This window comes from Streptomyces avermitilis MA-4680 = NBRC 14893, assembly GCF_000009765.2.
GTDB lineage: Bacteria > Actinomycetota > Actinomycetes > Streptomycetales > Streptomycetaceae > Streptomyces > Streptomyces avermitilis.
Map to the genome: position 1 here is coordinate 6,899,808 of NC_003155.5, position 25,696 is coordinate 6,925,503.

General features: G+C 72.5%; 19 protein-coding genes. 5 read left to right on the top strand and 14 right to left on the bottom strand.

Going from position 1 to position 25,696, the window contains the following annotated elements:
• Positions 1-45: 45 nt before the first annotated feature.
• Together SAVERM_RS29440 and SAVERM_RS29445 are read left to right on the top strand one after the other, a co-directional pair.
• The gene (locus SAVERM_RS29440) at positions 46-339 is read left to right on the top strand and encodes a putative quinol monooxygenase (protein ID WP_010987108.1); all 294 of its coding nucleotides are present in this window, start codon (positions 46-48) and stop codon (positions 337-339) included.
• Between the two features lie 132 nt (positions 340-471).
• The gene (locus tag SAVERM_RS29445) at positions 472-1,041 is read left to right on the top strand and encodes a hypothetical protein (RefSeq protein ID WP_010987109.1); all 570 of its coding nucleotides are present in this window, start codon (positions 472-474) and stop codon (positions 1,039-1,041) included.
• Positions 1,042-1,193: 152 nt separating this feature from the next.
• On the opposite strand, the gene SAVERM_RS29450 is transcribed toward SAVERM_RS29445, so the two are convergent.
• From SAVERM_RS29450 to SAVERM_RS29460, 3 genes are all read right to left on the bottom strand, one after another.
• Positions 1,194-1,442, bottom strand: a complete 249-nt coding sequence (locus SAVERM_RS29450; RefSeq protein ID WP_010987110.1) for a hypothetical protein — start codon at positions 1,440-1,442, stop codon at positions 1,194-1,196.
• Positions 1,439-2,773 (bottom strand): S8 family peptidase, encoded by a 1,335-nt coding sequence (locus SAVERM_RS29455; RefSeq protein WP_010987111.1) that lies wholly within the window; start codon positions 2,771-2,773, stop codon positions 1,439-1,441. Before SAVERM_RS29455 ends, SAVERM_RS29450 begins: the two co-directional genes overlap by 4 nt.
• A gap of 233 nt (positions 2,774-3,006) precedes the next feature.
• Positions 3,007-3,639, bottom strand: a complete 633-nt coding sequence (locus SAVERM_RS29460; RefSeq protein ID WP_010987112.1) for a phosphoribosyltransferase — start codon at positions 3,637-3,639, stop codon at positions 3,007-3,009.
• Positions 3,640-3,984: 345 nt separating this feature from the next.
• Between SAVERM_RS29460 and SAVERM_RS29465 the strand changes: the two genes are divergently transcribed.
• Complete coding sequence (locus tag SAVERM_RS29465) at positions 3,985-4,866, top strand: alpha/beta fold hydrolase (protein ID WP_037645495.1); 882 nt, start codon at positions 3,985-3,987, stop codon at positions 4,864-4,866.
• Positions 4,867-4,870: 4 nt separating this feature from the next.
• Here the strand turns inward: SAVERM_RS29465 and fxsT are convergent, their stop codons facing one another.
• The 5 genes from fxsT to fxsA form a co-directional block, all read right to left on the bottom strand.
• A complete protein-coding gene (fxsT, locus tag SAVERM_RS29470; protein ID WP_010987114.1) occupies positions 4,871-8,815 on the bottom strand; it encodes an FxSxx-COOH system tetratricopeptide repeat protein in 3,945 nt (1,314 codons plus the stop codon).
• Entirely contained in the window at positions 8,812-10,146 is a 1,335-nt protein-coding gene (locus tag SAVERM_RS29475) for a TIR-like protein FxsC (RefSeq protein WP_010987115.1), read from the bottom strand. Before SAVERM_RS29475 ends, fxsT begins: the two co-directional genes overlap by 4 nt.
• Positions 10,147-10,246: 100 nt before the next feature.
• The gene (locus SAVERM_RS29480; protein ID WP_010987116.1) at positions 10,247-11,020 is read right to left on the bottom strand and encodes an AAC(3) family N-acetyltransferase; all 774 of its coding nucleotides are present in this window, start codon (positions 11,018-11,020) and stop codon (positions 10,247-10,249) included.
• Entirely contained in the window at positions 11,013-13,184 is a 2,172-nt protein-coding gene (fxsBH, locus tag SAVERM_RS29485; RefSeq protein WP_010987117.1) for a radical SAM/SPASM protein FxsBH, inactivated beta-hydroxylase extension form, read from the bottom strand. The genes SAVERM_RS29480 and fxsBH overlap by 8 nt, the downstream gene beginning before the upstream one ends.
• 98 nt (positions 13,185-13,282) lie before the next feature.
• Positions 13,283-13,465, bottom strand: a complete 183-nt coding sequence (fxsA, locus tag SAVERM_RS29490) for an FxSxx-COOH cyclophane-containing RiPP peptide (protein WP_010987118.1) — start codon at positions 13,463-13,465, stop codon at positions 13,283-13,285.
• Between the two features lie 246 nt (positions 13,466-13,711).
• Here fxsA and SAVERM_RS29495 point away from each other — a divergent pair, with 246 nt between their 5' ends.
• Positions 13,712-14,626 carry a DUF4231 domain-containing protein gene (locus tag SAVERM_RS29495; RefSeq protein WP_042493718.1) on the top strand — a complete coding sequence of 305 codons (915 nt, stop codon included), beginning with the start codon at positions 13,712-13,714 and terminating at the stop codon, positions 14,624-14,626.
• 20 nt (positions 14,627-14,646) lie between these two features.
• On the opposite strand, the gene SAVERM_RS29500 is transcribed toward SAVERM_RS29495, so the two are convergent.
• The 3 genes from SAVERM_RS29500 to SAVERM_RS29510 all read right to left on the bottom strand — a co-directional run bounded on the left by SAVERM_RS29500 (position 14,647) and on the right by SAVERM_RS29510 (position 17,883).
• Positions 14,647-15,123 (bottom strand): hypothetical protein, encoded by a 477-nt coding sequence (locus SAVERM_RS29500; protein ID WP_010987120.1) that lies wholly within the window; start codon positions 15,121-15,123, stop codon positions 14,647-14,649.
• 153 nt (positions 15,124-15,276) lie between these two features.
• Positions 15,277-16,818, bottom strand: coding sequence for a sensor histidine kinase (locus tag SAVERM_RS29505; protein ID WP_010987121.1), 1,542 nt, complete (start codon positions 16,816-16,818; stop codon positions 15,277-15,279).
• Between the two features lie 27 nt (positions 16,819-16,845).
• A complete protein-coding gene (locus tag SAVERM_RS29510; RefSeq protein ID WP_010987122.1) occupies positions 16,846-17,883 on the bottom strand; it encodes a rod shape-determining protein in 1,038 nt (345 codons plus the stop codon).
• Between the two features lie 566 nt (positions 17,884-18,449).
• Here SAVERM_RS29510 and SAVERM_RS29515 point away from each other — a divergent pair.
• Positions 18,450-22,076 (top strand): S8 family serine peptidase, encoded by a 3,627-nt coding sequence (locus SAVERM_RS29515; protein ID WP_010987123.1) that lies wholly within the window; start codon positions 18,450-18,452, stop codon positions 22,074-22,076.
• Here the strand turns inward: SAVERM_RS29515 and SAVERM_RS29520 are convergent.
• The 3 genes from SAVERM_RS29520 to SAVERM_RS29530 form a co-directional block, all read right to left on the bottom strand.
• Positions 22,051-23,448, bottom strand: a complete 1,398-nt coding sequence (locus SAVERM_RS29520; protein ID WP_010987124.1) for a carboxyl transferase domain-containing protein — start codon at positions 23,446-23,448, stop codon at positions 22,051-22,053. The two genes, SAVERM_RS29515 and SAVERM_RS29520, sit on opposite strands and share 26 nt — an antisense overlap.
• 3 nt (positions 23,449-23,451) lie before the next feature.
• Positions 23,452-24,921, bottom strand: coding sequence for an acyl-CoA synthetase (locus SAVERM_RS29525; protein WP_010987125.1), 1,470 nt, complete (start codon positions 24,919-24,921; stop codon positions 23,452-23,454).
• Positions 24,922-25,036: 115 nt separating this feature from the next.
• Positions 25,037-25,615: a TetR/AcrR family transcriptional regulator gene (locus tag SAVERM_RS29530; RefSeq protein ID WP_010987126.1), complete on the bottom strand. Its 579-nt coding sequence runs from the start codon at positions 25,613-25,615 to the stop codon at positions 25,037-25,039.
• Between the last annotated feature and the right edge of the window lie 81 nt (positions 25,616-25,696).

Genomic DNA, 25,696 nt, shown 5'->3' on the forward strand with positions numbered 1-25,696 from the left:
ATGACGCCCTCAAGTGACGCCCACAACTGACAAGGACACGAGACCGTGAAGAAGACCCTGCTCGCCGAGTTCACCGCCCGCGAGGGAGCGCAGGACGAGGTTGCCCGCCTGATCGGCGACTACGCCCTGAAGGTGCGCGAGGAAGAAGGCAACATCACCTTCGACGTCTACACCAAGGCAGCCGCCCCGCGCGCCTACTGGATCTTCGAGGTGTACCGGGACGAGGACGCCTTCCAGGCGCACCTGAACGCCCCGTACGGCGGCCCTTTCAACGCCGCCCTCATTCCGCTGATCGAAGAGGACGCCTCGGTGCTGACCTTCCTCGATCCGCTGGCGTGACGACGTCGGGCACGCCTCACGCGCGTGACGAGCGGTCGAGGCCGTTGACATCACAAGACAGGCACAACGCCCCCACAGGGCTTTCACGCGACGCATGATGATCCCTCAGCACGCGTCAGTCCTGGGGGTACTTTGCACGCCCGCACCACCATCTGCGCCGTCGTTCTGCTGCTCGCCGCCACCGCTTGCGCAGGTCCCGGCCACACCGACGAGCCGGATGCCAGGCCGAAGCAGGCCACGGCCAAGCCCGTACCCGCCGCCGGGGCGCTCAAGATCGGCGTCGGACACCACTGGAGCGACACGGACACCGACGGCAGCCACATCAGTGGCACCACGACCGTCATGGGCTACACCCAGCCGGCGAAGGGCGCCACCCTGTCCGACGACGTCACCGACGTCCCGCACCCCGTGTGGGCCACCCTCGACGTCCGGCTCTGCGCCGACGCGACCAGCACCACGGTGATGGCTTCCCAGACACCCTGGTCCCTCGGCTTCCCCGACGGGACCCGGGGCCGGGCCCCGCTGTTCAGCGGATCCGGCGTGCCGAAGCCTGAGTACCCCACCGGAAGTGCCGCCGTGCGGCCCGGCTCGTGCCTTCGCGGGAAGATCACGTTCGCTGTCGAACGGGGCACCCGTCCCGACCAGGTGATCTACGACGTCGAAAGCCGCGACCCCGTCGGGTGGGCTGTGCCCGCGGCATGACAGCAGGACGTCGCGATCGATGCCGTGAGCGGTCGACCCGTCCGGTGGTAACCGGGCCCGGACCTGTGAGGTCCACTCGCGCAGCGTCTGCGAGAGCGGTGCGACGGAACGAGATCGACGCCCCGGGCTCGGGCCCGGGGCGTCTCCTTGGGTCACTGGATCGGGGCGTCGGGCGGGGGGAGGTGGACGGTGCGGTCCCTGTCGACGGATTCGATGCCGGCGACCGCCTTCAGGGCCGGGATCCGGTCCTCCGCGATGGTGCCGGAGAGCGTGCCGAGGATCGCCTGCTCGCCCGTGACCGTCAGCCCGGCCCCTCGCGCGGCCTCGACCACCTCCGCGAACCGGTCGGGGTCGACCGAAAGGATGACCCCGACCGGCCCGGAAGAGGGCGACTCGCTCACGGGGCCTGGAGCAGGCCCGAGCCGACGTCCCTGACGGGCTGCGTCAGCGGGAACGCACTGGACAGCAGACTGGCCTTGAGATCCTCCGCAGAGGCGTTGGGGGCGGCCTGGGCGAGCAGCGCGAGGACACCCGCGACGTGCGGTGTGGCCATGCTGGTGCCCGACATCGACTGGTACCCGCCGCCAGGGGCCGCCGAGTGCACGGCCCTGCCGGGCGCGGCGATGTTGACCTCGCCGCCCTGGCCGTTGATGCCCGCGGAGGAGAAGGACGACACCGTGAGTGCCCTGTCCAGCGAGGCCACCGCGAGGATGGAGGGACAGTTGGCGGGTCGGCCGACCGGCCTGATGGCCTGGGGGCGGCTGCTTTCGTTGCCCGCGGCGGCGACGATCACTGTCCCGCGCTGGAGCGCACGCTGGGCCAGCTGCTCGTAGGTCTGGGGGAAGAGCTCACCCGGCTGGACCGCGGCGCCGAGCGACATGGAGATCACCCGCGCGCCGTGGGCGACGGCCCAGGCCATGGCCGCCAGGATCTGGCCGTCGGTACCGCTGCCCGCGTTGCTGAGCACCTTCGCGGCGAGTACCCGGGCCTCGCTTGCCACGCCGTAGCGGGGCCCCTGCTGGGGACTGGCCGGACCGGCGGCGGTGCCGATGCAGTGCGTGCCGTGGCCATGGCCGTCCTCGACGGTCTCGCCGGGCACGAAGGAGACCGTCTCGTCTATGCGCCCGGCGAGGTCCGGGTGGTCGGTGTCCACGCCGGTGTCGAGCACGGCGATCTTCACACCGCGCCCGGTCAGGCTGGACATGTTGGCCCGGATCGCCTGGAGGCCCCAGGTCCAGTTCCGCTCGTCCCAAGCCGGGCCCTGGGCCGCGGCGATTTCGGCCTTGGTGTGGCGTTCCACCACTCCCTCGTCGCTGCGGTAGGCCGGGAAGAACGCGGTCGGCGCCTGCTGGGGAGCGGTGATCACCGAGGCGTAGACCATGCGCTCCGGCTCGGCCGCGATGATCGAGGGCTCCGCCTCGGCCGTGGTCACCAGCGCGTGGCGCTGGTCGGGCCGCACTTCGACGACGGCGGCGCCCAGTTCTTCGAAGAGCACCGAGACGTCGGGGCGCTCCAGGAGTTCGGCGACGTTCGCGGCGTCGGTCCCGCGTATACGCTCCACCGGCGCGATGTCGGCGGAGGCACGCAGGGCCTCCAATCCGCTCTCCTGGTTGCTCTGGTCGAGCAGGATCACGTACCGCCCGGTGTACTCCGCGCCCCGTCCCGTGAAGGGGGCATCGGGCCGATCCGGCTGCTCGCCGAAGGCGCGCCTGTCCATGGGTCCGTTCGCCATTGAATTTCCCGCTTTCTGTGCGCATCCCCCGGTTCGTGGACGCGCGCCGACTCACGGGGTGCCGGGCGCCAAGGATGGTGGGGCGCGCTTCAGCCGTGTATCGACGCGTGGTGCCGTCGCCGGCAAGGCTGTCCCCTGCCAGGCCGCTACTTCGGCAACGCCCCCTGGTACACCGTCGCACCGGGTACGGGGGCCCGCAACACAGCGTCGCCGCGCACCGGCAGAGCCCGGCGTCAGCGCAGGGTGTCGATCACCTCGTCGTCGGAGAGCTGCTCGAAGTCCTCGTACCACTCTCCGACGGCGTAGAAGAGTTCCGGCTCGTAGAGGCAGATGACGTCGTCGGCCTCCTCGTGCAGCGTCTCGACGGCGCGGGAGCCGACCGGTACGGCGAGGATCAGGCCGGCGGCCCCCTGTCCGCGCAGGTGACGAAGGGCGGCCCGGGCGGTGACACCGGTGGCGAGTCCGTCGTCCACGAGGATCACGGTGCGGCCGCGGATCCGCGGCGCGGGGCGTCCGGCGCGGTAGCGCTCCTCGCGGCGGTGGACCTCCGCCCGCTGATCGGCCACGGCCTGAGTGAGCTGCGCCTCGGTGAGCCCCAGAACGGCGAGCGAGCTCTTGTCGAAGAACGGCGGATCGTCGCCCGCGACGGCACCGATCCCGGACTCCGGACGGCCCGGCGCTCCGATCTTGCGCACCACCAGCACGTCCAGCGGGGCCTTGAGGGCGTGGGCGATCTCGGCGGCGACGGGGACACCGCCACGGGGCAGGGCCAGGACGAGCGGGTCGGTCAGCTCGCCCTTCTCCGCCCGCCTCAGGAGTTCGGCGGCCAGCTCCCGGCCGGCCTGCCGGCGATCCCGGAAACGCATGACACCCGCCTCCTCCCGGCCCGGGTTCCCCACCGGTGGGGGGCCAAACGACGGGGCCGAACGACGGGGCCGAACGACGGGGCCGAACGAGGGGGCCAAGTGACGGGACCGAACGACGGTACCGGCGGGCGGCGCCTGAGGCGATGCCACGTACCGGACGCTCCCGTGATCTCCGCCGATCTCCGCCGTGAGCATCCGTGCGGGGGCCGTCGTCAAGTGGCCTGATATGGAGCCGTATCGACCTGCCGGTTCGTTTCATGGGTCTGCCCCTTGGGCAGGCATCGGGCAGCGTGTTCTCGGCCCATGGGCCGAGGGAGGGGGAGCGCTGTGCAGACTCAGACGCGCATGCTCGACCAGGTCCGGACGACGGACGGACGACTGCTCAAGGTCGAGATCTCGGGGGATCCACGCGGCCGGCCGGTGTTCCTGCTGCACGGCATGCCCGGCAGCCGCGTCGGCCCCCGGCCTCGCCCGATGTTCCTCTACCAGCGCGGCGCCCGCCTGATCAGCTACGACCGCCCCGGCTACGGGGGCTCGGACCGCAAGGCGGGCCGCCGCGTCGCCGATGTCGTCCAGGACGTGGCCGAAGTCGCGGACGCGCTGGAGCTGGACCGGTTCGCCGTGGCCGGGCGCTCCGGCGGGGCGCCGCACGCGCTGGCCTGTGCCGCGCTGCTGCCCGACCGGGTCACCCGGGCCGCCGCCCTGGTCACGCTCGCCCCGCGGGACGCGAAGGGGCTCGACTGGTTCGCGGGCATGGCCCCGTCCAACGTCCATGAGTTCCGCACCGCGTTCAACGATCCCGAGCGGTTCGTGGCCCGGCTCATCCCGCGCTCGGCCAAGATCCGCAGCAATCCGGCACGGCTGCTCGAAGAGCTGCGCGGCGACCTGACGGCCGACGACCGGCAGATCGTCGCGGACGGCGCCATCCGCTCCATGCTGCTGCGCAACTACCACGAGGCGCTGCGCAGTTCGCCCTACGGCTGGGTCGACGACGCGCTCGCGCTGACCGGCCCCTGGGGGTTCGACCCGGCCGACATCCGGGTGCCGGTGCTGCTGTGGCACGGCGCGCAGGACGTCTTCTCGCCGGCCGCGCACTCCACCTGGCTGGCCGGCCGTATCCCGCGCGCCACCGCGGTCCTCGAACCCGCGGCGGCGCACTTCGCGGCCCTGCGTGCCCTGCCGGCGGTCCTGACCTGGCTCCTGGCGGACGCCGCGCGGCAGGGCTGAGGGCTCACACCGCCAGCGGCTCCAGGTCCCGGTAGATCCGCCGCTCATGCCCCGTCAGCTGGATGATCCCGTTGTTCTCGCCCAACTGCCGCCCCTGGCGGTTCAGTTCGGCCAGCGTCTCCTCGCGCAGCCGGCGCGCCTCGTCCGTACGGCCCAGGGCGCCCAGCGTCAGCGCGCAGTTGCTGACCACGGCCAGGGTCTCCGGGTGCTGCGGTCCCAGCACCGTGCGCAGGGTGTCCATGGCCCGCTTCTCCAGCGCCCAGGCCTCCTCCAGACGGCCCTGATCGGCCAGTACGTTGGCGAAGTTGGCCTCCGTGAACAGGGTGTGCGGATGCCGGTCGCCGAGCACGTCCGACATCCTGGGCAGTACCTGCCGGAACACGGCCTCCGCCTCGACCGCGTCCCCGCAGCCCCAGTGGAAGATGCCCAGGTTGTTCAGCGCGGCCTGGGTGTAGGGGTGTTCCTCGCCCGGCACCTTCATGTACTCGGTCAGCGCCTCCTTGGCGACCTCGCGCGCCGCCTCCCGCTCGTCGGCCGCGTACAGGTCGGCCGCCATGTTCAGGTCACAGGCGAGCGAGTCCGGGGTGTGGGCGTCGTACTGGGTCCGGTACTGGGCGCGGGTCGCCGTCGTCAGCCGGCGGGCGTCCTCGAGGCGGCCCGTCCTGCGCAGTGACACGGCGAGGGACTTGGCGCAGCTCAGCGTGCCGGGGAAGCCCTTGCCGAGGATGCGCTTGTGGGCGTCGTACGCACGCGACAGCAGGGACACCGAGTCCTCGTACCGGCCGACCTCGCGCAGGTCGCGCCCCAGGCGGCCCGCCGAGGCCAGCGTGTACGGGTGGTCGGGGCCGAGCACCTCCATACGGCGGTCGTAGGTGTCCTGGTCGAGGGAGCGCGCGTCGCCGTAGCGGCCGACCATCCGCAGCGCGAGGGCGAGGTTGTTGGCCGCGCTGAGGGTGCGCCGGTGGGATTCGTGGAAGATCTGGCTGAACCCGTCGTGCGCCTCGCGCGCCAGTTCCACCGCCAGGGTGTACTCGCCGAGCGCGGCGAGGTCGCTGGCGAGGCTGGACATGGTGACGTACGTGTGCGGATGTGCGGCCCCGAGCACCCGGCGCTGCTGCTCGAGCAGCTCGGTGTTGATCGCCCGGGACTCCACGTAACGCCCCTGGGAGCGCATCACGTTGGCGAGCTGGCAGCGCAGATACAGGTACTGCACGTCCTCCTCGCCCAGCAGTGGCTTCCAGTGTCCGAGCAGGTCCTCGGCGAGCTGCTGCGCCGCCGGGAAGTCACCGCGCTTCCACAGGTAGCGGACGCGGTCGATGAGCAGACGGCGTGGTTCGTTCTCGGTGCAGTTGCGGACGTCGGAGGCGCTCAGGTGCGGCCAGATGACGCCGAACCGCGGCCAGGTCTCCGGGTCGTCGATCGGCTCGTCACCGTCCGGCCGGGCACCGGCCAGGACCGTGTGGACGACGTGCCGGGCGTGCCGCTGCTCCTCCTGCGTCAGCTGCGAGCGGATCACCGCCTGGACCAGCCGGTGCACCTGGATGCTGTTGCTGACCTGGTCGACCTTGGCGAGCGCGAAACGGGCGATCTCCCGGATGACCCGGCCGAGGAGCAGGCTCTCCTGGAGGGTGGGGTCGACCTTGCGCAGCTCGTCGATCATCTCCTTGCTGTAGAGCAGATGGGAGGAGATCGGCTCGGGCGCCAGGAACGCGCACAGTTGCAGCAGCCGTACCGAGGCGGGCGAGCGGTCCTTGAGGCGGGCGATGGAGATGTTCCAGGTCGCGGCCACCGTCTCGGGGTAGTCGGCGGGCTGGTTGAGGTCGAGGACGTCAGTGGTCTGCTCGGCCAGCTGTCGCAGATAGTCCTCGATCGGGGTGGCGGTCTCGGCCAGCCACGCCGCCGCCTGTTCCACGGCCAGCGGCAGGTCGCCCACCGCGGTCGCCACCCGGTCGGCCTCGTGGGCGGTGAGCCCCGGCGCACGGCGGGAGAGGTGCTCGATGCTCTCCTGGCGCAGGAACACGTCGACGGGCAGGGACTGGCCCTGGGTCGCCCACGCCTGGTTGCGGGAGGTGACGAGGATGTGCCCGCCGCCCCCGGCCGGGAAGTAGCGGGTGAGCTGCTCGGGGTTGTCGGCGTTGTCGAAGATCAGGATCCAGCGCTTGGTGGGCACCCCGCGGGCGAGCATCTGCACGGTCTCGCGGCTGACCAGGGCCATGTCCTCGCCGCCGGGCGCGCCGATGCGGGCGCCCAGCTCGGCGAGCGAGGCGACGACGTTGTCCACGGACTCGGCGGACGTCCACCACACCAGGTCGTAGTCGGCCATGAACCGGTGCACGTACTCCAGCGCCACCTGCGTCTTGCCGACGCCGCCGAGGCCGGTCAGGGCCTGCGGCTGCGGAAGCACGACGGACATGCCGGAGCGCAGCTGCTCGCGGACCTGCGTGAGGATGACGTTGCGGCCGGTGAAGGTCTGGTTGCGCTGGGGGGCGTTCCAGGTGGCCGGGGTGCTGCCCGGGAAGCGGGGGGCCGCCGGGGCGCCGTCGGTGGGCTGGGCGGGCAGCTCCAGGGCGCTGAGCAGGCCGGCGACGCACTGGGCCTCTTCGAGGCGGTGCAGATCGACGGGCTCGTGGGCGAGGTAGGAGTCGGGCAGCCGCACCTCGTCGACGCGCAGCGGGACCAGCGCGGGGTGGGCGCCGTCCGGGTCGCCGCCGGTGAAGGCGCGCCAGACGTCCTCCCCGTACCGGGACTTCTGGAAGGCGTTCGACAGCAGGACGAGCGCGCGGGTCGCCGCGTCGGGGCGTTCGACCGGGCCGGCGGACACGTCGTACAGCGTGACGTTGCAGCCGGAGTGCTTGAGGACGGCCTCGATCCAGTCGGCCCACATGCGGTTCTCGGCCGCGTACGCGACGACGACGTCGGCCGCCGTGGTCAGCGGCCGGCGCCGGGTGAACGCGTCCAGGCAGCGCAGCCGCACCGGCTCGGGCACCGGCGGCAGCGAGGCGACCTCGCCGTCGGAGATGACGTTGGTCAGCCGCTCGAACGCCGACAGCAGCGAGTTGGCGATCCCGCTCTCGTCGCCGACCGTCGCGAGTGTCTCCTCGTACGCGTAGTAGGGGCGGTACGGGATCTCGACGGCGCCCCAGTACTGGGACAGCTCCTCGGGGCTGAGGTCCTCGCCGCCGAGGCCCTTGGGCAGTCCGTCGAACTTCAGCCGGGCCAGCGCCCGTCCGGCGTCGACCTTCTCCTTCTCGCCCTCGTCGATGCGCATCGGCACCGGCAGCACCCGGATCTTGCGCTTGCGGTAGCCGTCCTCGACGCTGCGCGCCACGGCCGCCGCGCCGTCCAGGGACTGGTCGCTGAGCGTGAAGCAGTCCACCAGCATGTCGGGCATCTGGATGGTGCAGATGTCGGCGTTGTCGGACAGGCCGGTGCGGGAGTCGATCAGGACGTACTCGTACGACGCCTTCATGTCGTCGCGCAGCGCGTCCAGGAAGAGACCGCCGCCGAGCCGCTCGTAGAAGTTGTCCCACTCGAAGGAGGACACGGTCGCCGAGTACGAGCGGTCCTGGCGCCCGGCGGAGAGGAAGTCGAGCGAGCCGCCCTTCGCGAAGCGCAGACCGTGCCGCTCGGGGGTGAGTGAGACGGCGTGCTGCTCGACGTGGGCGTACTCCTGGTGCCAGGCCCCGGAACGCTGGCTGCCGCTGGTCGCGGCCCAGGCGTACTCGTTGATGATGTCGATGATCCCGGAGGTGGCCGCGAGCGCGTGGGGGTCGAGGAACGGGCGGAAGAAGCGGTCCAGGCCCGGCGCCTCCAGGTCCCAGTCGACCGCCAGGACCCGTTTGCCGTTGGCGGCCAGGATCCACGCCGTGTTGGCGAGGGCCATCGTGCGCCCGGTGCCGCCCTTGTACGAGTAGAACGTGATGATCCGTCCGTCCTGCGCGGCCGTCATGCCTCTCCTCCGTTGTCGGGTCCCGCGTCCGGGGGCTGCGGGTGGATGGGGCCCATCAGTCGGGGCCTGGGCAGGTGGGGGCCCGAAGGCGGATGGGCTTCCGCGTGTTTCAGGTACTGCCGGGTGGTGTGGGCGACCACGGCCGGGAGCAGGTCGATGAAGGTCTTCAGGGTGGGTACGCCGGTGACGGCCATCCGGCAGTCGGTGCGCCGGCCCCGCTCAAGGATCAGCGGCAGGGTGCGGTCCAGCTCCTCGGTGAGCTGGCGGCCCTCCTCGCCGTGGCACTGGAGGTCGGCGCGGTTCCAGGGCACGATCGCGCTGACCCAGGGCCGGGCGCCCGCGTCGAACTCCTTGAGTCTGTGCCGCCGTTCCTCGTCGAGGAGCGCCCAGCGGTCGACGAGCAGGATGCCGGGGCGGGTCGGCGGCACCTTGTCGGCGGCGTCCTCGCCGTCCTCGGTGACCGAGGCGGCCGGGATGTCGCCGGTCGGGTCCTCGTCGTCGAAGGAGGAGACGGTGGTGCGGTAGTCCAGCGAGCGGATCAGCTCCTCGGCCAGTGAGGGGAGCGCCCGGGTGGACTCCGAGTGGTACGGGTTCCAGTCCTGGGCGTCCTCCCCGTAAGGGCGGGCGTCGCGGTGCTCGGGGATGGTGTCCCGGGTGGGTGCGGCCACCGTCAGATGTATGCGCCGGGGTCCCTCGCCGCGCGGTTTGAAGGCGCTGGGCGTGGACTCGTAGGGGCGGGGCCGGCTGGAGGGCAGCGGGGAGTCGTGGGCGACCTGCACGATGCGCTGGGCGAGACCGAGGACGGTTTCCTTGTACTCGTCGTGAAACCGGTTGAGTTTGATCAGACCGTAGAATCCCTGGGCCGCGTAACGGTCCCCGAAGGCGGCGTGGTCCACGTGTATGTGCCTTACGGAGTCGGGGAGTTGGCTGTATTCGACGTGTGTCCACAAGGCCGGCACGATCGCGGGCACCGCCCCTGAACCGGTGGCGCGGGCCCGCAGGATCCTCTCGTGGAAGGCGAACCACTCGCGCCCGCACATCTCGCTGGTGAAGTACCTCGGCGAGAACAGGGGTACGAATACCCGGCAGGTGGCCAGGTTCTCGCTGAGCTTCTCCGGCCAGCCGTCCCCGGAGCGCATCTCCCGGTCCATGAAACCCGCGGGTGCCCCGCCCGGCAGATCGGTGAGCGCCATGATGTCGTTGCACAGGTCGGCGAACAGGACGTGCACCCAGTGGTCGGGGTTCGGGCCGCCCGAACCCCAGGACGGCGTGTGGGCATAACTGAGAAAAAAGTACGGCCTGTTGTCCGAAGTCCGTTCAACTGCGTCCACGCGCCCCCCTGCCCATGAAGCCCCGCCTCACCCCGTCGAAGGCGTCATCTGGCCGGACACCATAATGTGCCCGACCGACGGCCCGCAGGGGCCGTTTGTTTCACGTCATTTCATAGCGATATCCGGACATCCGAACAGTCGCCGCGTCGACGACGTCCCGCATGGCGAACAGAACGGCCGTCTTTCCCGAAAATGCCCGTTCCGACAGAAGATCACGCGGCAGCAGCGCCCCGATCGACGCGAAGTCGCCGTCATTCAGGGCGAGATCCTCGTACGAGGTCCAGTTTCCCCGCTCTTCGACCACACAGCGGTACGTGCGCGTCGGCGGCACCGGTGTCATCCGGTACTCGGCCAGATGCAGCGCGCTGCACACCTCGAACCCCACGCGCAGCAACAGGACTTGGGCCCCGGCGGCGTACAGCCTGGCCAGCGGTGAGCGTTCGCCGAGGTGGCAGGTCGGGTCGTGGTGCGACAGCAGCTCGGCGGCGCGCGGCCCGAGTCCGGCCAGCGAGGTCTGCGGGTGCGCGCTGCGGACGGCACCGGGCGTCGTCCGTACGCACTCGGCGAGCACGCCCATGGTGGGGCAGGGGGTGACGTCGGGCTCGTACGGGGGCATGCCCGCCCGGAACGCCGCCTTCTCCCGCTCGTCCATCCCCTCGGTGAGCGCCCGGTACGCGCGGGAGGTGTCCGAGTTCTCGGGCGTGAACGTGGGGACGACGAGTGTGCCGTGCGGGCCGAGCGCGCCGAGAAGGGCGTCCCGGACATCGGTGTCGCGCAGCCCGGTCCCGCCGAGGGAGGCGTGGACCAGCAGGGTGCCGCCGGAGCGCACCCCCAACTCATCGCACAACGAACTCAGTTGCCGCACGTCAGTCATGGAGGCGCTGCCACTCCGTCCGCAGCTGGGCCGCGAAGACGGCGCCGCTCTCGGTCAGGTCCCGTTCCGGAAGGGCGGCCAGGGTCCGCAGGGCGCGGTCGGCCCCTGCCAGTGCCTCGGCCCGCAGCTCGGGCTCCTGCCGCCAGTACGAGGCGGTACCGAGCTGTTCGCTCGCCTCTTCGAGCAGCCGTCCGGCCCGGTTGCCCGGCACGCTCAGATCCGCCACCTGCCGCAGCGCCGTGAGCCGGGCCCGGCGTCCGGCGCGGGACAGTTCGCGGACGAACTCCTCCGGTTCGAAGTCGACGGCCACGCCCAGGGCGCCGATGCCGTGGTCGCCGAGCCGCACGCCCGTTCCGGCCATCAGCGGGGTGACCGTGGTGACGACGAGCGCGTCCACGCGGTCACGCCGGCCGGGCTCGCGCTCGTCGAGGAGCTCGTACGCGGCGCGCAGCCGCTTGCGGAAGACGCGCAGGTCGCTGGAGCCGAGGGGCGGAGCGACGGGGACGGGGTAGCAGTCGCGGTGCGGGTCGGCGTCGTCGATGAGGAAAGACGTGCCGTCCGTGAGCGGCAGGGTCTCCAGCGGGCGCCATTCGGCGGGCGGCTCGTCGGGCGTGGCGTCGGCGCCGCGGATGCGGAAGCCGTCCCGCGTCACCGTGAGCTCGACCCGCCCCGGCCGCGCCAGCCGTACCGTCCCCAGCGTCGGAAGGTGCAGTTCCCGGTCGGGCTGGTGCCAGGCGAGGGTCACGCCGGCCTCCGCGTGCACCGCGGCCGCCGCGGCCACCGTCATGAACCGGGCGAGACCGGCGCGCCCGTCCCAGGAGCCGTGCAGCGAGGGGCGCAGATAGGGGTGGGCGAGGACGGAGTTGAGATGCGGGGCGGTGGCGTCGTCCGTGTCCAGACGTACGAGCGCCCGCCAGGCCTCGTCGGCGTCCGGATCGCCGGCGAGGCGGTCGTGCGCCCGCGCCAGCACCTCTCGCCCCAGCCTGAGCTGCGCCAGCCGGAGTTCGTCCCCGCCACGCACCGCGGGGGACAGCTCCCGCTCCGTGATCCGCTCGGCCACCCCGTCCACGAAGGCCCGCAGATCCGCACAGAACACGGACGGATTGTCGAATCCCCGTTCGGTGCTGTAGCGGTGGGCGTAGAGGCCGCCGCCGCACGACTGGACGACGGGGCAGCCGCGGCAGGTCTCGCTGACGCCCTCGATGCCCAGCTGCCGGGCCCGGACGCCGGGATGCCGCGCGAACTCCTCGAACGTGTGCCGGAAGACGTCGTATCCGGTGGCCGGGGCGCCGTCGTACGCGGTCTTCAGGGAGTCCGCCTGTTCGAACGTGCCGTCCGTCTCCACCACCGCGAGGTCGGAGGGGGCGAGCCCCATCGCCTCGGTGAGGCTGGGCCCGCCGCGCAGGGTGCTGAGGACGGAGTCGAAGGTGCGCACCGGGACCGTACGCCCCTGCTCCAGCCACCGGTCGAAGATCTTCAGCAGCCAGTCGGCGTACGGAGTGGGCGAACCGGACGGGCCGGAGGGCGGCGGATTGTCCCAGGTGGAATGCGGAAGCAGATAGTCGATACGCGGCGGGTCCAGCGCCGACAGCGCGTCATGTACCACGACCGGATCATTGGCCACATCCACCGTGCACAAAAGGCCCAGGTAGAGATGGCGGTATTCCTCGGTGCGCAGAAGTTCGACGGCCTGGACGACCCGGTCGTAACTGCTGCGGCCCCGGTGGTCGAGGCGATGACGGTCATTGGCCGCCCGGTCACCGTCGAGCGAGATACCGACCTTGACGTCGAATTCCTTCAGGATCTCCAGATGCGCCCTGTTCAGCCGCACGCCATTGGTGTGAATTCGGAGATCCAGGGTGGTCAGTGGGTCCAGAACGCTCCGGAGCTGCGCACAGATGTTCCGCAGTCGGGTCGGTCCCACGAGGAGCGGTTCGCCGCCGTGAAGGATCACGGAAACCGATTCGAGTTTCCGGTCCACCGTGTATGCGGCGAGCCGGTGGGCGACTTTGTCGAGGGTTTCCTCGGCGATCAGGACCGGGCGTGCCTGCCAGCTCTGGTCCTCATGCTCGTACACATAGCAGTGATCACATGCGAGATTGCACCTGCTATGGATTTTCAGAACCAGCTGCTGGATCGAGGAATCCCTGTCCGTGTCCGTCACTTACCACAGTCTAGGGCCTTAAAACACCCCGCGATGCCACCAACTCGCTTGTTGATCAAGGGAGTTGGCGGATCACGGGCGTGGGTGCGTCCGGTGCGTTACAGTGCCGAGTCGAATGTGATCGGTTTGGTGGGGCGCCTGCCTGGAATATCGGTCACTCGGCCGGTCGACCGCAGGGCGGCGGCCTCGTGGGTGTTGATGGCCGAGAGGGGCGCGAGCTTCTTGTGGGTCGGCTGAGCGGCGGCCGAACCGCGCTTCGTCTTGGTGACCGTGAGGTTCATGGGTCTAGCTCCTGAGTTCGGGTCTGTCGCCGTGCCCCACGGGGGACCACGTCCCGAGAGGGATCGAGCATGAGACCCGAGACAGAGTGCTATTACGCGACCCTTCTATCACGGCCTCTCAAGCTTCTGCGAGTGGCTTGCTGCTGCGAGCGGGTGGTACTGGTCGGCTCCTGGGGGTAGTGCTGGGCGCCTTTCGGGAGGAACATGGCGACACTGTCCTCATAAGTCTGCCTCCGCGAGGTGTCAATGCGCGCGGTGACGCCCGGACCGAGTACGACGCTCACCGAGGACGACCTGCCGCCGCTCTATGCCGTCAACGATCGCCGCGCGTTGAGCCGGCAGAGTGAGTCGTTCCGCGCCGTCCGTACCCAACTGGTCGTTCTGCTGCTCGCCACCGGTACCGCAATGCTCGCCGAGCGACTGAACAGTCATATTCCGGCAGCATGTGCGGCGGTCCTTTATGCGTTGACGATCGCCGTCGGCCTGCACTCCTCCCGCCGCCGGGCGCGCGCCCACTGGCAGGCGCACCGTGCGGCGGCCGAGACCCTCAAGTCGCTGGCGTGGATGTACATGGTCCACGGCGGCCCCTTCCACTCCGGTGTCACCCACCCGGACGCCCTGTTCGCCGAGCGGCTGGAGGAGCGGCTCCGGGAACTGCGCAAGGTGGGGTGGGAGGACTCCCGGGACGGACCGGCGACGGTCGGGGCGGGGCAGATCACCCCGGTGATGCGGGCCGTTCGGGCCAAGCCGTTCGGGGCGCGCCGGGACCTCTATCTGCGCGAGCGGGTCCTGGAGCAGCTGACCTGGTACGGCAACCGGGCCTCCCAGGCCCACCGCTCGTCCGTGCGCTGGTCCTCCGTCACGGCCCTGCTGACGCTGCTCGCGCTGATCGCGGCCGTGCTCAGGGCCGCCGGGGTGATCGGCCGCTGGGACCTGACCGGGCTGCTCAGCGCGTCCGCGGCGGCGGGCGTCGCCTGGCAGGAGGTCCGCAGACACCGCCCGCTCACCTACGCGCACAAGCTGATAGAGCAGGACCTGGACACCCTGCGGATCGCGATGGGGACGACGGTCACGGAGGAGGGGTGGGCCGAGTCGGTCGCGGAGGCGGAGCGGCTGGTGAGCCCCCAGCACACGGACTGGCTGGTGCGGTTCGGTTCCTGACGGGGTGCCGGGTGGGCGCGTCAGCTCCGCAGGACGCCCGAGCTCCACAGGACGCGGACCGGGACGCCCGTGCGCCGGGCGTACGCCACCACGTCGGCCGTGCCGCCCAGCCCCCGGGCCGGCTGCCCGTCCCAGACGGCGACCAGCCGGTCCGCGTGGTCGACGATCCAGCGGCCCGCCGCGTAGTACGCCTCCTCGTGCGTCGGTTCGACGGGCAGATCCACGCGCGCCGTACAGGACTTGAGGAGCCTGCGGTACGACGCCTGCACCTCGTCGCCGCCGAGATGGGCCTCGTAGTCCATGCCGGGGATCACGGCGGTCAGCGGGACGCCGCTGTCCAGGGCGAGGTCGGCGAAGAGCTGGTCGGCGCCGGCCGCGAGGCAGCTGAGCGCCTCGACGGCGGCGTGACGGCGGAGTTCCCCGGTGATGCCCGCGAGCACGGCGGGCAGGACGACGGCGGGGATCCGGCGATGCCCGGTGACGCCGATCCGAGTCACGAGAACCACCTCCGCGGCCGCGGTCGTCGTCCAACTCACCCTAGCGGCGGGGGCCCGGTACGGCGACGTACGTTCGCCGGGTGCCGGGGGCTCGTGGGAGTGACGGCGCGGCGACGGTCGTACGCGCGGCGCACCCGCCGGGCCGCGCGGGGCTCAGAGAGGGTACTGCCAGGTGACCGTGGTGCCGGTGCCGGTGCCGGTGCCGGTGCCGCGCGAGGCGCCGTCGCCGTGCTCGGCCGCCCGGCCGTCGTTCTCCGGCACCCCCTCGCGCTCCTTCGGCACCCCTTCGTGGTCGTCCGGCACCCCGTCGTCGTGCACCGTCAGCCGGACGCCGGCGCGGCCGTCCGGGAGGGTGGCCGTCGCGTCGACCGTGACCTCGACGCGGGCGACGCCCGGGCGGTGGGACGCGGCGGCCAGGGCGCGGCGCAGCGCGGCGAGGAGATGACCGGCGACCGCCTCCGGGACCAGGCTGTCCACCGGGCCGATGAACCGCGTGCTCGGCCGGAACCCCGGCACCCCGGCCGCGCCCGCCGTCTCGCGCAGCACCTTGCCGCGGAACGTGGTGGGCGCGTCGGCGGGCGGCTGCTGGAGCGCGAAGATCGCCGTACGGACCTCCTGGACGGTGGACCGCAGGGCGTCGACCGCCCGGCCGAGCGTCTCGTGCACGTCCTCCTCGGCGGCCCGGCGCTGGGTGGACTCCAGCATCATGCCGGTCGCGAACAGCCGCTGGACGACCAGATCGTGGAGATCGCGGGCGATGCGATCGCGGTCCTCGTACACCGCCAGCCGCTTCCGGCTGTGCCACATGTCCGCGAGGACCAGCGCCAGCGCGGCCTGCGAGGCGAACTGCGCGGCGAGCTGCTGTTCGACCGGGGTGTACGGGCGGCCGCCGCGGCGGCGGGGGAGCGCGAGCGTGCCGATGAGCCGGCCCTCCGCTTCGAGGGGGAGCATCATGCTGGGCCCGAACCGGTGCCGTACCCGCGTCGTCATACGCGGGTCGGTCGCCGTGTCGTCGATGAACACCGCTTCCCCGCCGAGGAGTTGGGCGAGGACCGGGCTGCCCGGCTCGATGGTCGTACCGACGATGTCGCCGGGGTCGTCGGGCGTGGACGCCGTGACGATCTCCATGCCGCCCTCGGGGGTGGGCTTCAGGATGACCCCGGCGGCCGCGCCGGCGAGGATCCGGGCCCGCTCGGCGACCGTCATCAGCGCGTCGGTGGCGTTCTGGCCGGTGAGCAGCGCGGTGGTGACGGCGGCGGCGCCCTCGATCCACCGTTCGCGCTGCCGGGCCGTCGCGTACAGCCGGACGTTGTCGATGGCGATGCCCGCCTGGGCGGCCAGGACGCACAGCATCCGTTCGTCCTTGTCGGTGAAGGGGCCGCCGGACTTGCCGGTGAGGTAGAGGGTGCCGAACTCCTGGTCGTGGACGTGGATCGGGACGCCGAGCCAGTCGTCACCGCGGCCGGGGCGGGCCGGACCGTGGGGTGCCGGGCCGCCCCGCGCCGGTCCCGCCCGGTGCACCCGGGCGAGTTCTTCGTGCCCGGGGTCGGCCGTCGCGAGCGCCGCGTACCGGGCGCCGGTCAGCTCGGCGGCGCTGTCCACGATGTGCTGGAGCGTGGGCTCCAGTTCGAGGTCGGTGCCCACGCCGAGGACGGCCCTCAGCAGGGGGACGGGCAGGCGGGGAACCGTCTCCATCGGCGGGACCGGGGTCGGGGCGCGGCGTCAGCCGGCGACCCGTTCGAGGAGCAGCGGCTCGATCCGGCCCTCCAGCATGGCCCCGAGACCCTGTATGGCGCATACGTCGGGCCGCTCGGCGATGGACACCGGCATACCGGTTGCCTGCCGCAGCATCTGGTCGAGCCCCGGCAGCAGGGCACTGCCGCCCACCATCATGATCCCGCGGTCGGCGAGGTCGGCCACCAGGTCGGGCGGGCAGTCCCGCAGCACCTTGCCGATGCCGTCGAGCACGGCCGTGAGCGGGGTCTGGATGGCGTTGCGTACGGCGGCGGTGTCGACCAGCACGGAACGGGCGAGCCCGGTGGCCACGTCGCGTCCGTGGATCTCGGTCGAGGTCGGCCCGTGGGGCGTGAGCCCGTTCCCGGACAAGGCGATCTGGAGCGGCCGTACGGACTGACTCGGCAGCATCAGCTCGTGCTGGTGCCGCAGATGCTGCACGATCGCGTGGTCGACGGCCTCGCCGCCCACGGGGATCCGGTCGGCGGTCACGATGGACCCCAGCGACAGCACCGCGATCTGGGTGGCCGCGGCCCCGCACACCATGATCATCGACGCCTCGGGCCGCTCGACGGGCAGCCCGCACCCCACGGCGGCGGCGACGAGCGTGTCGACCAGTTCGACCCGCCGCGCGCCGAGCCCGACCAGCGTCTCGATCGTCGCGCGCTGGGCCAGCGGATCGGCGTCGTGCGGGGTGCAGGCGGCGGCCCGCAGCCGGGGCTTGCGGCGCAGGGCACGGCGGAGCTTCTCGCCGAGCAGATGACGCAGCATGCGCTGGGCCATCTCGATGTCGACGACGGTACCGCCGGACACGGGCCGCACGACCCGGATGTATGCGGGCGTACGCCCCGTCATCTTCTCGGCGAACTCCCCGACCGCGATCAGCGCGCCGGTCCGCGTGTTGATCGCGGCGGCACTCGGCTGGTCCACGACCAGCCCGGCGCCCTTCACATAGACACGGGTCCTGGCGGCCCCGAGGTCGACGGCGAAGTGACAGCGGCGCAGTCGGTCCAGACTGACGGTCATGGCGGTTCCTCCCGAGAGTGCGGACCGTGGGGCTCCGCCGGGCGGCGGTCCTCTCTGGCATCGTGCGGTCGCGGACGGGGCGTCGCCCTTTGTGGGGGGCCGGGTGGGGGGCCGCCGGACGGGTGGATCGGCCGGGCCGCCGGACCGGGGGGACCCACGCGTCGGGCCCGCGGCTGCGCGGATACGCCTCCACCGCGCGCGTACGGCGCGGCCAGGGGCCGTCGAAGCCGAGGATCACACCGTCGGCGTGTTCAGTGACACGCTCCGGCGGAGGGCGTACCCGGGCAGCGGCATGTCCGCTCAGCAGGCCGTCGAGGGCGGCGGTGGGCCCGGGACAGGTGTGAGCGGAAGTGCGTGACGGCGAGCCGGCGGATGCCCGTCAGCGGGGGGCGCCCCATTGGCACGGACGGCACTCGGGGCTGTCCCGGTTTCCGCTCGTACCCCGCCGCCCTGGCGGAAAGCCGCCAGGGCGCCTTCCCGCCAGGTCCCGTCAACTCCCTTGCCGCACAAGCCCCCCGACACTCTTCGCAGCACCCGGGCCCGGCGCCGACGAAGAGAGGGCATCGATGACCAGAGGACCAGCGAGACGCGGGGCGGCACTGCTGTCGGCCGGGCTCGTGTTCGCCCTGCTGCCCATGGGGCGGGCGGCCGCGCGGGACGCCGGCACCCCGCCGTCCCCGCAACCCGCCTCCACCGCCCGCACCGTCACCCTTGTCACCGGTGACACCGTGACCGTCACCGACCTCCCCGGCGGGAAGAAGACCGTCACCGTCGAGCGGCCCCGAGGGGCCACCGGAGCGGTGCGCACCCAGGTCGTGGGCGGCGCCGTCAGCGTCGTACCCGACGAGGCCCTGCCCTATCTGCGGGCCGGCACGCTCGACCGGCGGCTGTTCGACGTGAGCGCGCTGATCCGGCAGGGGCTCAGCGATCGGAAGACCGGCGAGACCCCGCTGATCGTGGGCTACGGCAAGGGCGCGCGGGCCGTCACACCGAGCGGTGCCACCAGGACGCGCTCGCTCACGAGCATCGGCGCCGCCGCCGTCGACGCCGACAAGGGGCGGACCTTCTGGCGGTCCTGGACCCGGCAGGGCGGCATCGAGCACGTCTGGCTCGACGCGCGGGTCGAGGCCGACATGGCCGAGAGCAACGCGCAGATCGGTACGCGGGCCGCGTGGGACGCCGGGCTCACGGGCGACGGCGTCACCGTCGCCGTGCTCGACACCGGCGTCGACACCACTCACCCCGACCTCGCCGGCCGGGTGTCCCGGAGCAAGAGCTTCATCGACGGGGAGGAGGTCGCCGACCGCAACGGCCACGGGACCCACGTCACCTCGACCGTCGGCGGCAGCGGCGCCGCCTCCGACGGCACGGAGCGCGGCGTCGCGCCCGGTGCCACGCTCGCCGTCGGCAAAGTGCTCAGCGACCAGGGCGCGGGAAGCGAGTCCCAGATCATCGCGGGCATGGAATGGGCCGCGCGGGACGTGCGTGCCAGGATCGTCTCGATGAGCCTCGGATCGACCGAGGCCAGCGACGGGACCGACCCCATGGCCGAGGCCGTCGACACCCTCTCCGAGGAGACCGGCGCCCTCTTCGTCGTCGCCGCGGGAAACACCGGTGCCCCCTCCTCGATCGGCTCGCCCGGCGCCGCCGACTCCGCGCTGACCGTCGGCGCCGTCGACTCATCCGACCGGGCCGCCTACTTCACCAGCGCCGGCCCGCGCCACGGCGACAACGCCCTCAAGCCCGACCTCGCCGCACCCGGCGTCGACATCCGCGCCGCCCGCTCCCAGCTCGCCCCCGGCACCGGCTACTACACCTCCATGAGCGGTACGTCGATGGCGACGCCCCATGTCGCGGGGGTCGCCGCGCTCCTCGCCGAGCAGCACCCCGACTGGACCGGCGCGCGGCTCAAGGACGCGCTGATGTCCACGTCCGAGCAACTCGACGCCTCCGTATATCAGTTGGGGGCGGGTCGGGTCAGTGTGCCGGACGCCGTCGGCGCCCGCGTCACCGCGACGGGCAGCGCCGACCTCGGCTTCCACCGCTGGCCCCATGACGCCGATCGACCCGTCACGAAGACGGTCACCTACTCCAACTCCTCCGACACGACGGTCGAGTTGAGCCTCGCCGTGCGGGGCGCGCCCGCCGGTGTCGCCACCCTCGCCGACACCGCACTCACCGTGCCCGCCCACGGCACCGCCGCCACCACCGTGACCGGCGACGGCTCCAAGGCTCCGGTGGGAGAGACGAGCGGGCAGATCGTCGCCTCGGCCGGCGGCGCGCCCGTCGCGCACACCGCCTTCGGGCTGGTCAAGGAGGCGGAGCGGTACTCCCTCACCGTGCACGTCAAGGACCGCGCCGGGGCCGCGACCGCCGCCGGCCTCGTGGTGCAGCGGCTGGCCGCCGGGACCGACCCCTATCCGGCGTCCGTCGGTGATTCCGGCACCCTCGCGCTGCGGCTCGCACCGGGAACGTACAGCCTGACCTCCTTCCTCGACGTGCGCGGCGGCCACGGCGCCGACTCGCTCGGCCTCGGCTTCCTCGCCGCGCCCGAGATCACCCTCGACCGGGACCGTGCCATCACCCTGGACGGCAGCAGGCTGCGGGAGGTCGAGGCCGACGTCGACCGGCGCACCGAGACCCGGCAGCTGCTCATGGAGTACGACCGCAGCGGCGGCGGCTCCGACCTGTTCGGCGCCGTACAGGTGCCCCTCACGTACGACAGCGTCTTCGCCGCGCCCACCCCGAAGGTCACCGAGGGCAGCTTCGAGTACCGGACCGTGTGGCGGCTCGGGAAGCCGCTCCTGGAGGTCAGGGGGATACGGGAGGCGGTCGTGCAGTCCGGCGGCACACTGACCGAAGGGCGCAGCCGGCCGCCGCTCGTCGATGTCGGGTCCTTCACCGGCGGCGTGCTCACCGGCGTCCGGGGCAGGGCCGTGCTCGCGCGGCTCGGCGACGGCGTCGAGCCCACCGCCCTCGCCCAGGCCGCCCAGGACGCCGGCGCCAAGGCCCTGTTCGTGACCGACGACAGCGCCGGACGCCTGACCGCCTGGTGGGGGACGGACGACAACGCGGACCGGCCGTTGCAGATCGCCACGGTGAACGCGGCGGACGCGGCCCGGCTGCGGGCGGCCGGGGGGAGGATCGACATGACCGGGACGCCGAACACGCCCTATGTGTACGACCTCTCGGAAGGTCACCGGGGGCGGATTCCCGACCGTGACCTGACCTATCGGCCGGGCAGGCGTGAACTCGCCACAGTGCGGGCCAGGTTCCACGCCGTGCGGCCGGTGGGCGGCGGCGAGTTCCGGTACTCGCTCACGGACGCCTTCCCCGTCGGGATCGGCTTCCGGGAGCGGATCGACTACCCGGCCGAGCGAACGGACCACGTGTCCACCGGCCCCGGTCAGCTGTGGCACGAGTCGGTGACGGTCGGGGACGGCACGCTGGAGGAGCGCGGCGGGCTCAACCGCTACCAGGGCGGGGCGCACACGGCCCTCGACTGGTTCAAGCCGGTCTGGCATCCGTGGCTCGGCACCGGGCTCGGCTGGGGGCAGGAGCGCTCCGGCGCCATGATGCGGTTCAACACGCCCGGCTGGGGGGACTCCGGGCCCGACCACACCGGCTTCGGCGACGTGTGGAGCGACGACAGCGGCATGACCCAGGTCACCGCCGTCCACCAGGACGGCACGCTCGTCGACCGGCGGACCGGCTCCGGCGCCTACGTGTGGGACGCGCCGGCCGACGAGCACACCTACAAGGTCGTCACGGACACCACCCTGGACCCGGACCGCTGGAAGCTGTCCACGAAGGGCCACGCCGAGTGGACCTTCAGGTCCTCCGCCACCCCCGACGACCGCTGGACCTTCCTGCCGCTGCTCAACCTCGCCTTCGACATCGGCACCGGCCTCACGGGCGACGTGCGGGGCGGCGGCCGGGTGCCGGTCGGGCTCTTCGCCTCCTACGTCGCGGGCGCCCCGGACACCGGGACCATCGGCGCCGGGCACCTCGAAGTGTCGTACGACGACGGGACGTCCTGGCAGCCGGTCCGCCTCTCGGGCGGCACCGCCTCCTGGCACGGGACGCTCACCGTGCCCGGCACCGCCCACCACATCTCCCTGCGCGCCTCGGCGCGCGACGACCGGGGCGGCTCGGTCGAGCAGGAGATCATCCGGGCGGTGGGGGTGAGGTAGCGGCGCCACCGGGCACGATGCCGCGTACGACCCCCAGGGCGACCAGGTCCTGGGGGCGGACGCGGAGCTGGTCGGCGGTGCCGGGCGCCTCCTCGGGCGGGCGTTTGAGGATCGCGGCCGCCAGTTCGGGGGCTATGACCGAGAAGTAACTGTCCGGCGTGGCCCAGGTGTTGCCGGGCGCGGCCAGGGCGAGCGCGCCGCCCGAGCCGCCCTCGCCGATCAACAGCGTGGTGAGGGGCGTACGGGCGGTCGCCACCGCGCCGAACAGCTCCGCGATCGCGGCACCGACGCCCTGCCGCTCCGCCTCGGCGTCGTTGGCCGCACCAGGTGTGTCCACCAACGTGAGTACGGGGATGCCGAGTCGGTCCGCCAGCCGGATCAGCCGGGTGGCGGTGCGGTAGCCGGCGGGGCGGGTGGCGGTGCCGGTCTGGGCGGCGTACGCGACGACCCGCCCGCCGTGCTCGCCGGAGCCGGAGCCGGAGCCGGAGCCGGAGCTGAAGCCGAATCCGCAGAGCATCCCGTCGTCGGTGCCGCCGCAGCGGTCCCCGGCGATGGCGGCCCGGCGCGTGAAGTACGCGTCCAAATAGGCCTGCGCGCGGGGTCGTTCGGGAGAACGGGCACGCTGGACGGCGCTCCAGCCGGTGTCCGGGAGCCTGTCGGAGGTGCCGAGCGCGGGCGGAGGCGGCGCGGGCTCCGTCGACGGTGCCGTGAGCAGGGCCAGCCACAGGCCGACCGTCTCCCGCAGCTCCTGAGGCCGGACGACCGCGTCGATCGAGCCCGCCGCCAGCTGTGCCTGAGCCGTGTACGCGGCCGGATCCGCGTCGGGCGGGCGGACCCGGGAGCCGGCGAAGCCGACCTGGACGCCCGGCAGGGCCAGGACGACATCGGCGCCCGCGCCCAGCGTGGCCCAGCCGCCGCCCGTCGTCGGATCCCGCAGGACCGCGAGCTGCGGCAGCCCGGCCGCGCGGGTGAGCGCCGACTGCCGTGCCACGCGCTGGAGTTGGGTGAGCGCGAGCATCCCCTCCTGCATCCGGCTGCCGCCCGTCGCGACGAGCGAGACCACGGGCAGCCGGTGCGCCCTGGCGTAGGTGTACGCCGCCTCCAGCCGGTCCCCGGTGCGCTCGCCGAGCGAGCCGCCGAGGAAGCCGAACTCGAACGCGATCAGCACCGCCGGGGTGCCGTCGATCCTCGCCCGGCCGCAGACGACGGACTCGTCCTCGCCGGTGCGCTCGGTGGCGCGGGCGCGCGAGGCGTCGTAGCCCTGCCAGGACAGGGGGCCGTCGGGTGCGTACGCGCCTTCCGCGACGGGGAGCCGGTCGAAGTCGTCGCTGAGGAGGGCGATGGCTTCGCGGGCCGAGAGCCGGTCAGCCATGCGTCAGTGCCCGCTTCCCTGCGGCAGCGCCCGCTTCATGATCTTCCCCATGTCGTTGCGGGGCAGCGAGTCGAGGAAGCGCACGGTCCGGGGCCGCTTGTGCGGGGCGAGGCGGCGGGCCACATGGCCGGCCAGCTCGTCGGCGTCCGGCGGGGTGCCGGGGTCCGCGGGCACCACCCAGGCGACGATCCGCTCGCCCAGATCGTCGTCGGGCTCCCCGGTGACGGCCACCTCGCGCACCCCTGGGTGCTCCAGGAGCGCGTTCTCGATCTCGCCGGCGCCGATCTTGTAGCCACCGCTCTTGATGAGGTCGGTGGCCTTGCGGCCCACGATGCGTACGTACCCGTCGGCGTCGCGCACCGCCATGTCGCCGGTGCGGAACCAGCCGTCCTCGGTGAACGCGGCGGCGGTGGCGTCGGGCCGGTTGAGGTACTCGGTGAAGAGGTTCGGGCCGCGGACCTGGATCTCGCCGACGCTCTCGCCGTCGCAGGACGGGACGGGCGAGCCGTCCTCCTCGACCAGCCGCAGCTGGACGCCCGGCAGCGGCACGCCGACGGTACCGGCGCGCGGTTCTCCGTCCGCGCGGACGCTGGTGTTCATGAGGGTCTCTGTCATGCCGTACCGCTCGATGACCCGGCGCCCGGTCGCGGCGGCGATCCGCTCGTGGTCGTGGACGGGCAACGCGGCGGAACCGGAGACCAGCAGCCGGGCCCGGCCCAGCGCCTTGGCCAGCCCGGGGTCGTCGGGGAGGGCTTCGGCGATCCGGTGGTACATGGTGGGGACGCCGAAGACCATGGTCGCGCCGTCGTTCAGCTCGCGCGCCACACCGTCCGTGCCGAACCGCCCGAGGTGCCGTACGGAGCCGCCGCGGCGCAGCGGACCGAGGATGCCCAGGATCAGCCCGTGCACATGGAACAGGGGCAGCGCATGCACGAGGACGTCGTCGGCGGTCCACTGCCAGGCGTCGGCCAGCGCGTCCAGGGTCGTGGCGATGGCGTGGCGGGGGAGGACGGCACCCTTGGGCGGGCCGGTGGTGCCGGAGGTGTAGACGATGAGCGCGGGGGCGTCGTCCGTGACGCTCCCGGTGGCCGGGGCGGGGGCGCCGGCGGCGGGTGCGTTCACCTCGACGTCGACGCGCTCCAGTCCCCGTACGGCGGACGGGAGTTCGTCCCCGGCCGCGGCCAGGATCAGGGACGGCGCGCTGTCGGCGAGGATGTGCCCGAGCTCGCTCTCTCCCGACCTGGGGTTGAGCGGTACGGCGGGCACCCCGGCGAGCAGCGCGGCCACGACGCCGACGGCGGTCTCCAGAGTGGGGGTCGCCCAGACGGCGACCCGCCCCGAGCCGCTGATCCGGGCCGCCAGACAACCCGCGGCCGCGGCGAGTTCCGCGTAGGTCAGTGCGCGGTCGCCGAAACGCAGGGCGGGCCGCCGCTCGGCCGCACCGCCTGACAGGGCCGGGAAGAGGGAGGACACGCGGCGTACTCCTTGCCTGGACGTCGGGGAAAGCCTGCGGAACACCAAGAACGTTCCTACACCAGGGCCGGCGCAACCGTCCCTCGTAAGTGATGTGGGCGACCCCGGCCGCCGTTCACCGGGGCGGTGTGAAGCGGTCGATCAGGAGGGTGAGGCGGCGGGCATGGGCCTCGCGGGGCAGGCGGCCGCTGCGCATGAGCGTGACCAGGCCGTGCAGACCGCTCCAGAAGGTCTCGGTGAGCAGGCCCGGGTCGTCGTCGCCGGCGAGCGGTTCGACGGCGTGCAGCAGCCCGGCGAACGCGCCCTGGAGGGCGGCGGGCGCCTCGGGTGTCGCGAACGGCAGGTCGACGGCGTGGGTGAACATCGCGTCGTACAGGGCCGGGCGGCGCTCGGCGAACGCGGCGTAGGCCGTGGCGACGGCGGCGAGGGTCCCGTGCGTGCCGTCCGCCGCGGCGCGGGCCGCGCTCAGTTCGACCGCCAGCTCGGCGAAGCCCTGCACGGCGACGGCGGCCATGATGGCGTCCTTGCCCTTGAAGTGGCTGTAGAGGACGGGCTGGCTGTACTCGATCTCGGCGGCGAGGCGACGCGTGGTCACCGCGTCCCAGCCCTCGGTCTCGGCCAGCTCCCGCGCGGCGGTGATGATCAGCCGCTCGCGCTCCGCTCGTTCGCGTTCCCGACGCGTCTGGATGGACATGCTTGGAATTCTAGCAGCGCTAGCGAACATGTCGACGCTATGCTAGCGTCGATTTCATTGCTAGCGCCGCTAGAAAACAGT

Coding starts and splice junctions, on each gene's coding strand:
- SAVERM_RS29455 (WP_010987111.1), bottom strand. CDS start 2,773: ATGGCGAACGGACCCATGGACAGGCGCGCCTTCGGCGAGCAGCCGGAT.
- SAVERM_RS29460 (WP_010987112.1), bottom strand. CDS start 3,639: ATGCGTTTCCGGGATCGCCGGCAGGCCGGCCGGGAGCTGGCCGCCGAA.
- SAVERM_RS29465 (WP_037645495.1), top strand. CDS start 3,985: ATGCTCGACCAGGTCCGGACGACGGACGGACGACTGCTCAAGGTCGAG.
- fxsT (WP_010987114.1), bottom strand. CDS start 8,815: ATGACGGCCGCGCAGGACGGACGGATCATCACGTTCTACTCGTACAAG.
- SAVERM_RS29480 (WP_010987116.1), bottom strand. CDS start 11,020: ATGACTGACGTGCGGCAACTGAGTTCGTTGTGCGATGAGTTGGGGGTG.
- fxsA (WP_010987118.1), bottom strand. CDS start 13,465: ATGAACCTCACGGTCACCAAGACGAAGCGCGGTTCGGCCGCCGCTCAG.
- SAVERM_RS29495 (WP_042493718.1), top strand. CDS start 13,712: ATGCGCGCGGTGACGCCCGGACCGAGTACGACGCTCACCGAGGACGAC.
- SAVERM_RS29505 (WP_010987121.1), bottom strand. CDS start 16,818: ATGGAGACGGTTCCCCGCCTGCCCGTCCCCCTGCTGAGGGCCGTCCTC.
- SAVERM_RS29510 (WP_010987122.1), bottom strand. CDS start 17,883: ATGACCGTCAGTCTGGACCGACTGCGCCGCTGTCACTTCGCCGTCGAC.
- SAVERM_RS29515 (WP_010987123.1), top strand. CDS start 18,450: ATGACCAGAGGACCAGCGAGACGCGGGGCGGCACTGCTGTCGGCCGGG.
- SAVERM_RS29520 (WP_010987124.1), bottom strand. CDS start 23,448: ATGGCTGACCGGCTCTCGGCCCGCGAAGCCATCGCCCTCCTCAGCGAC.
- SAVERM_RS29530 (WP_010987126.1), bottom strand. CDS start 25,615: ATGTCCATCCAGACGCGTCGGGAACGCGAACGAGCGGAGCGCGAGCGG.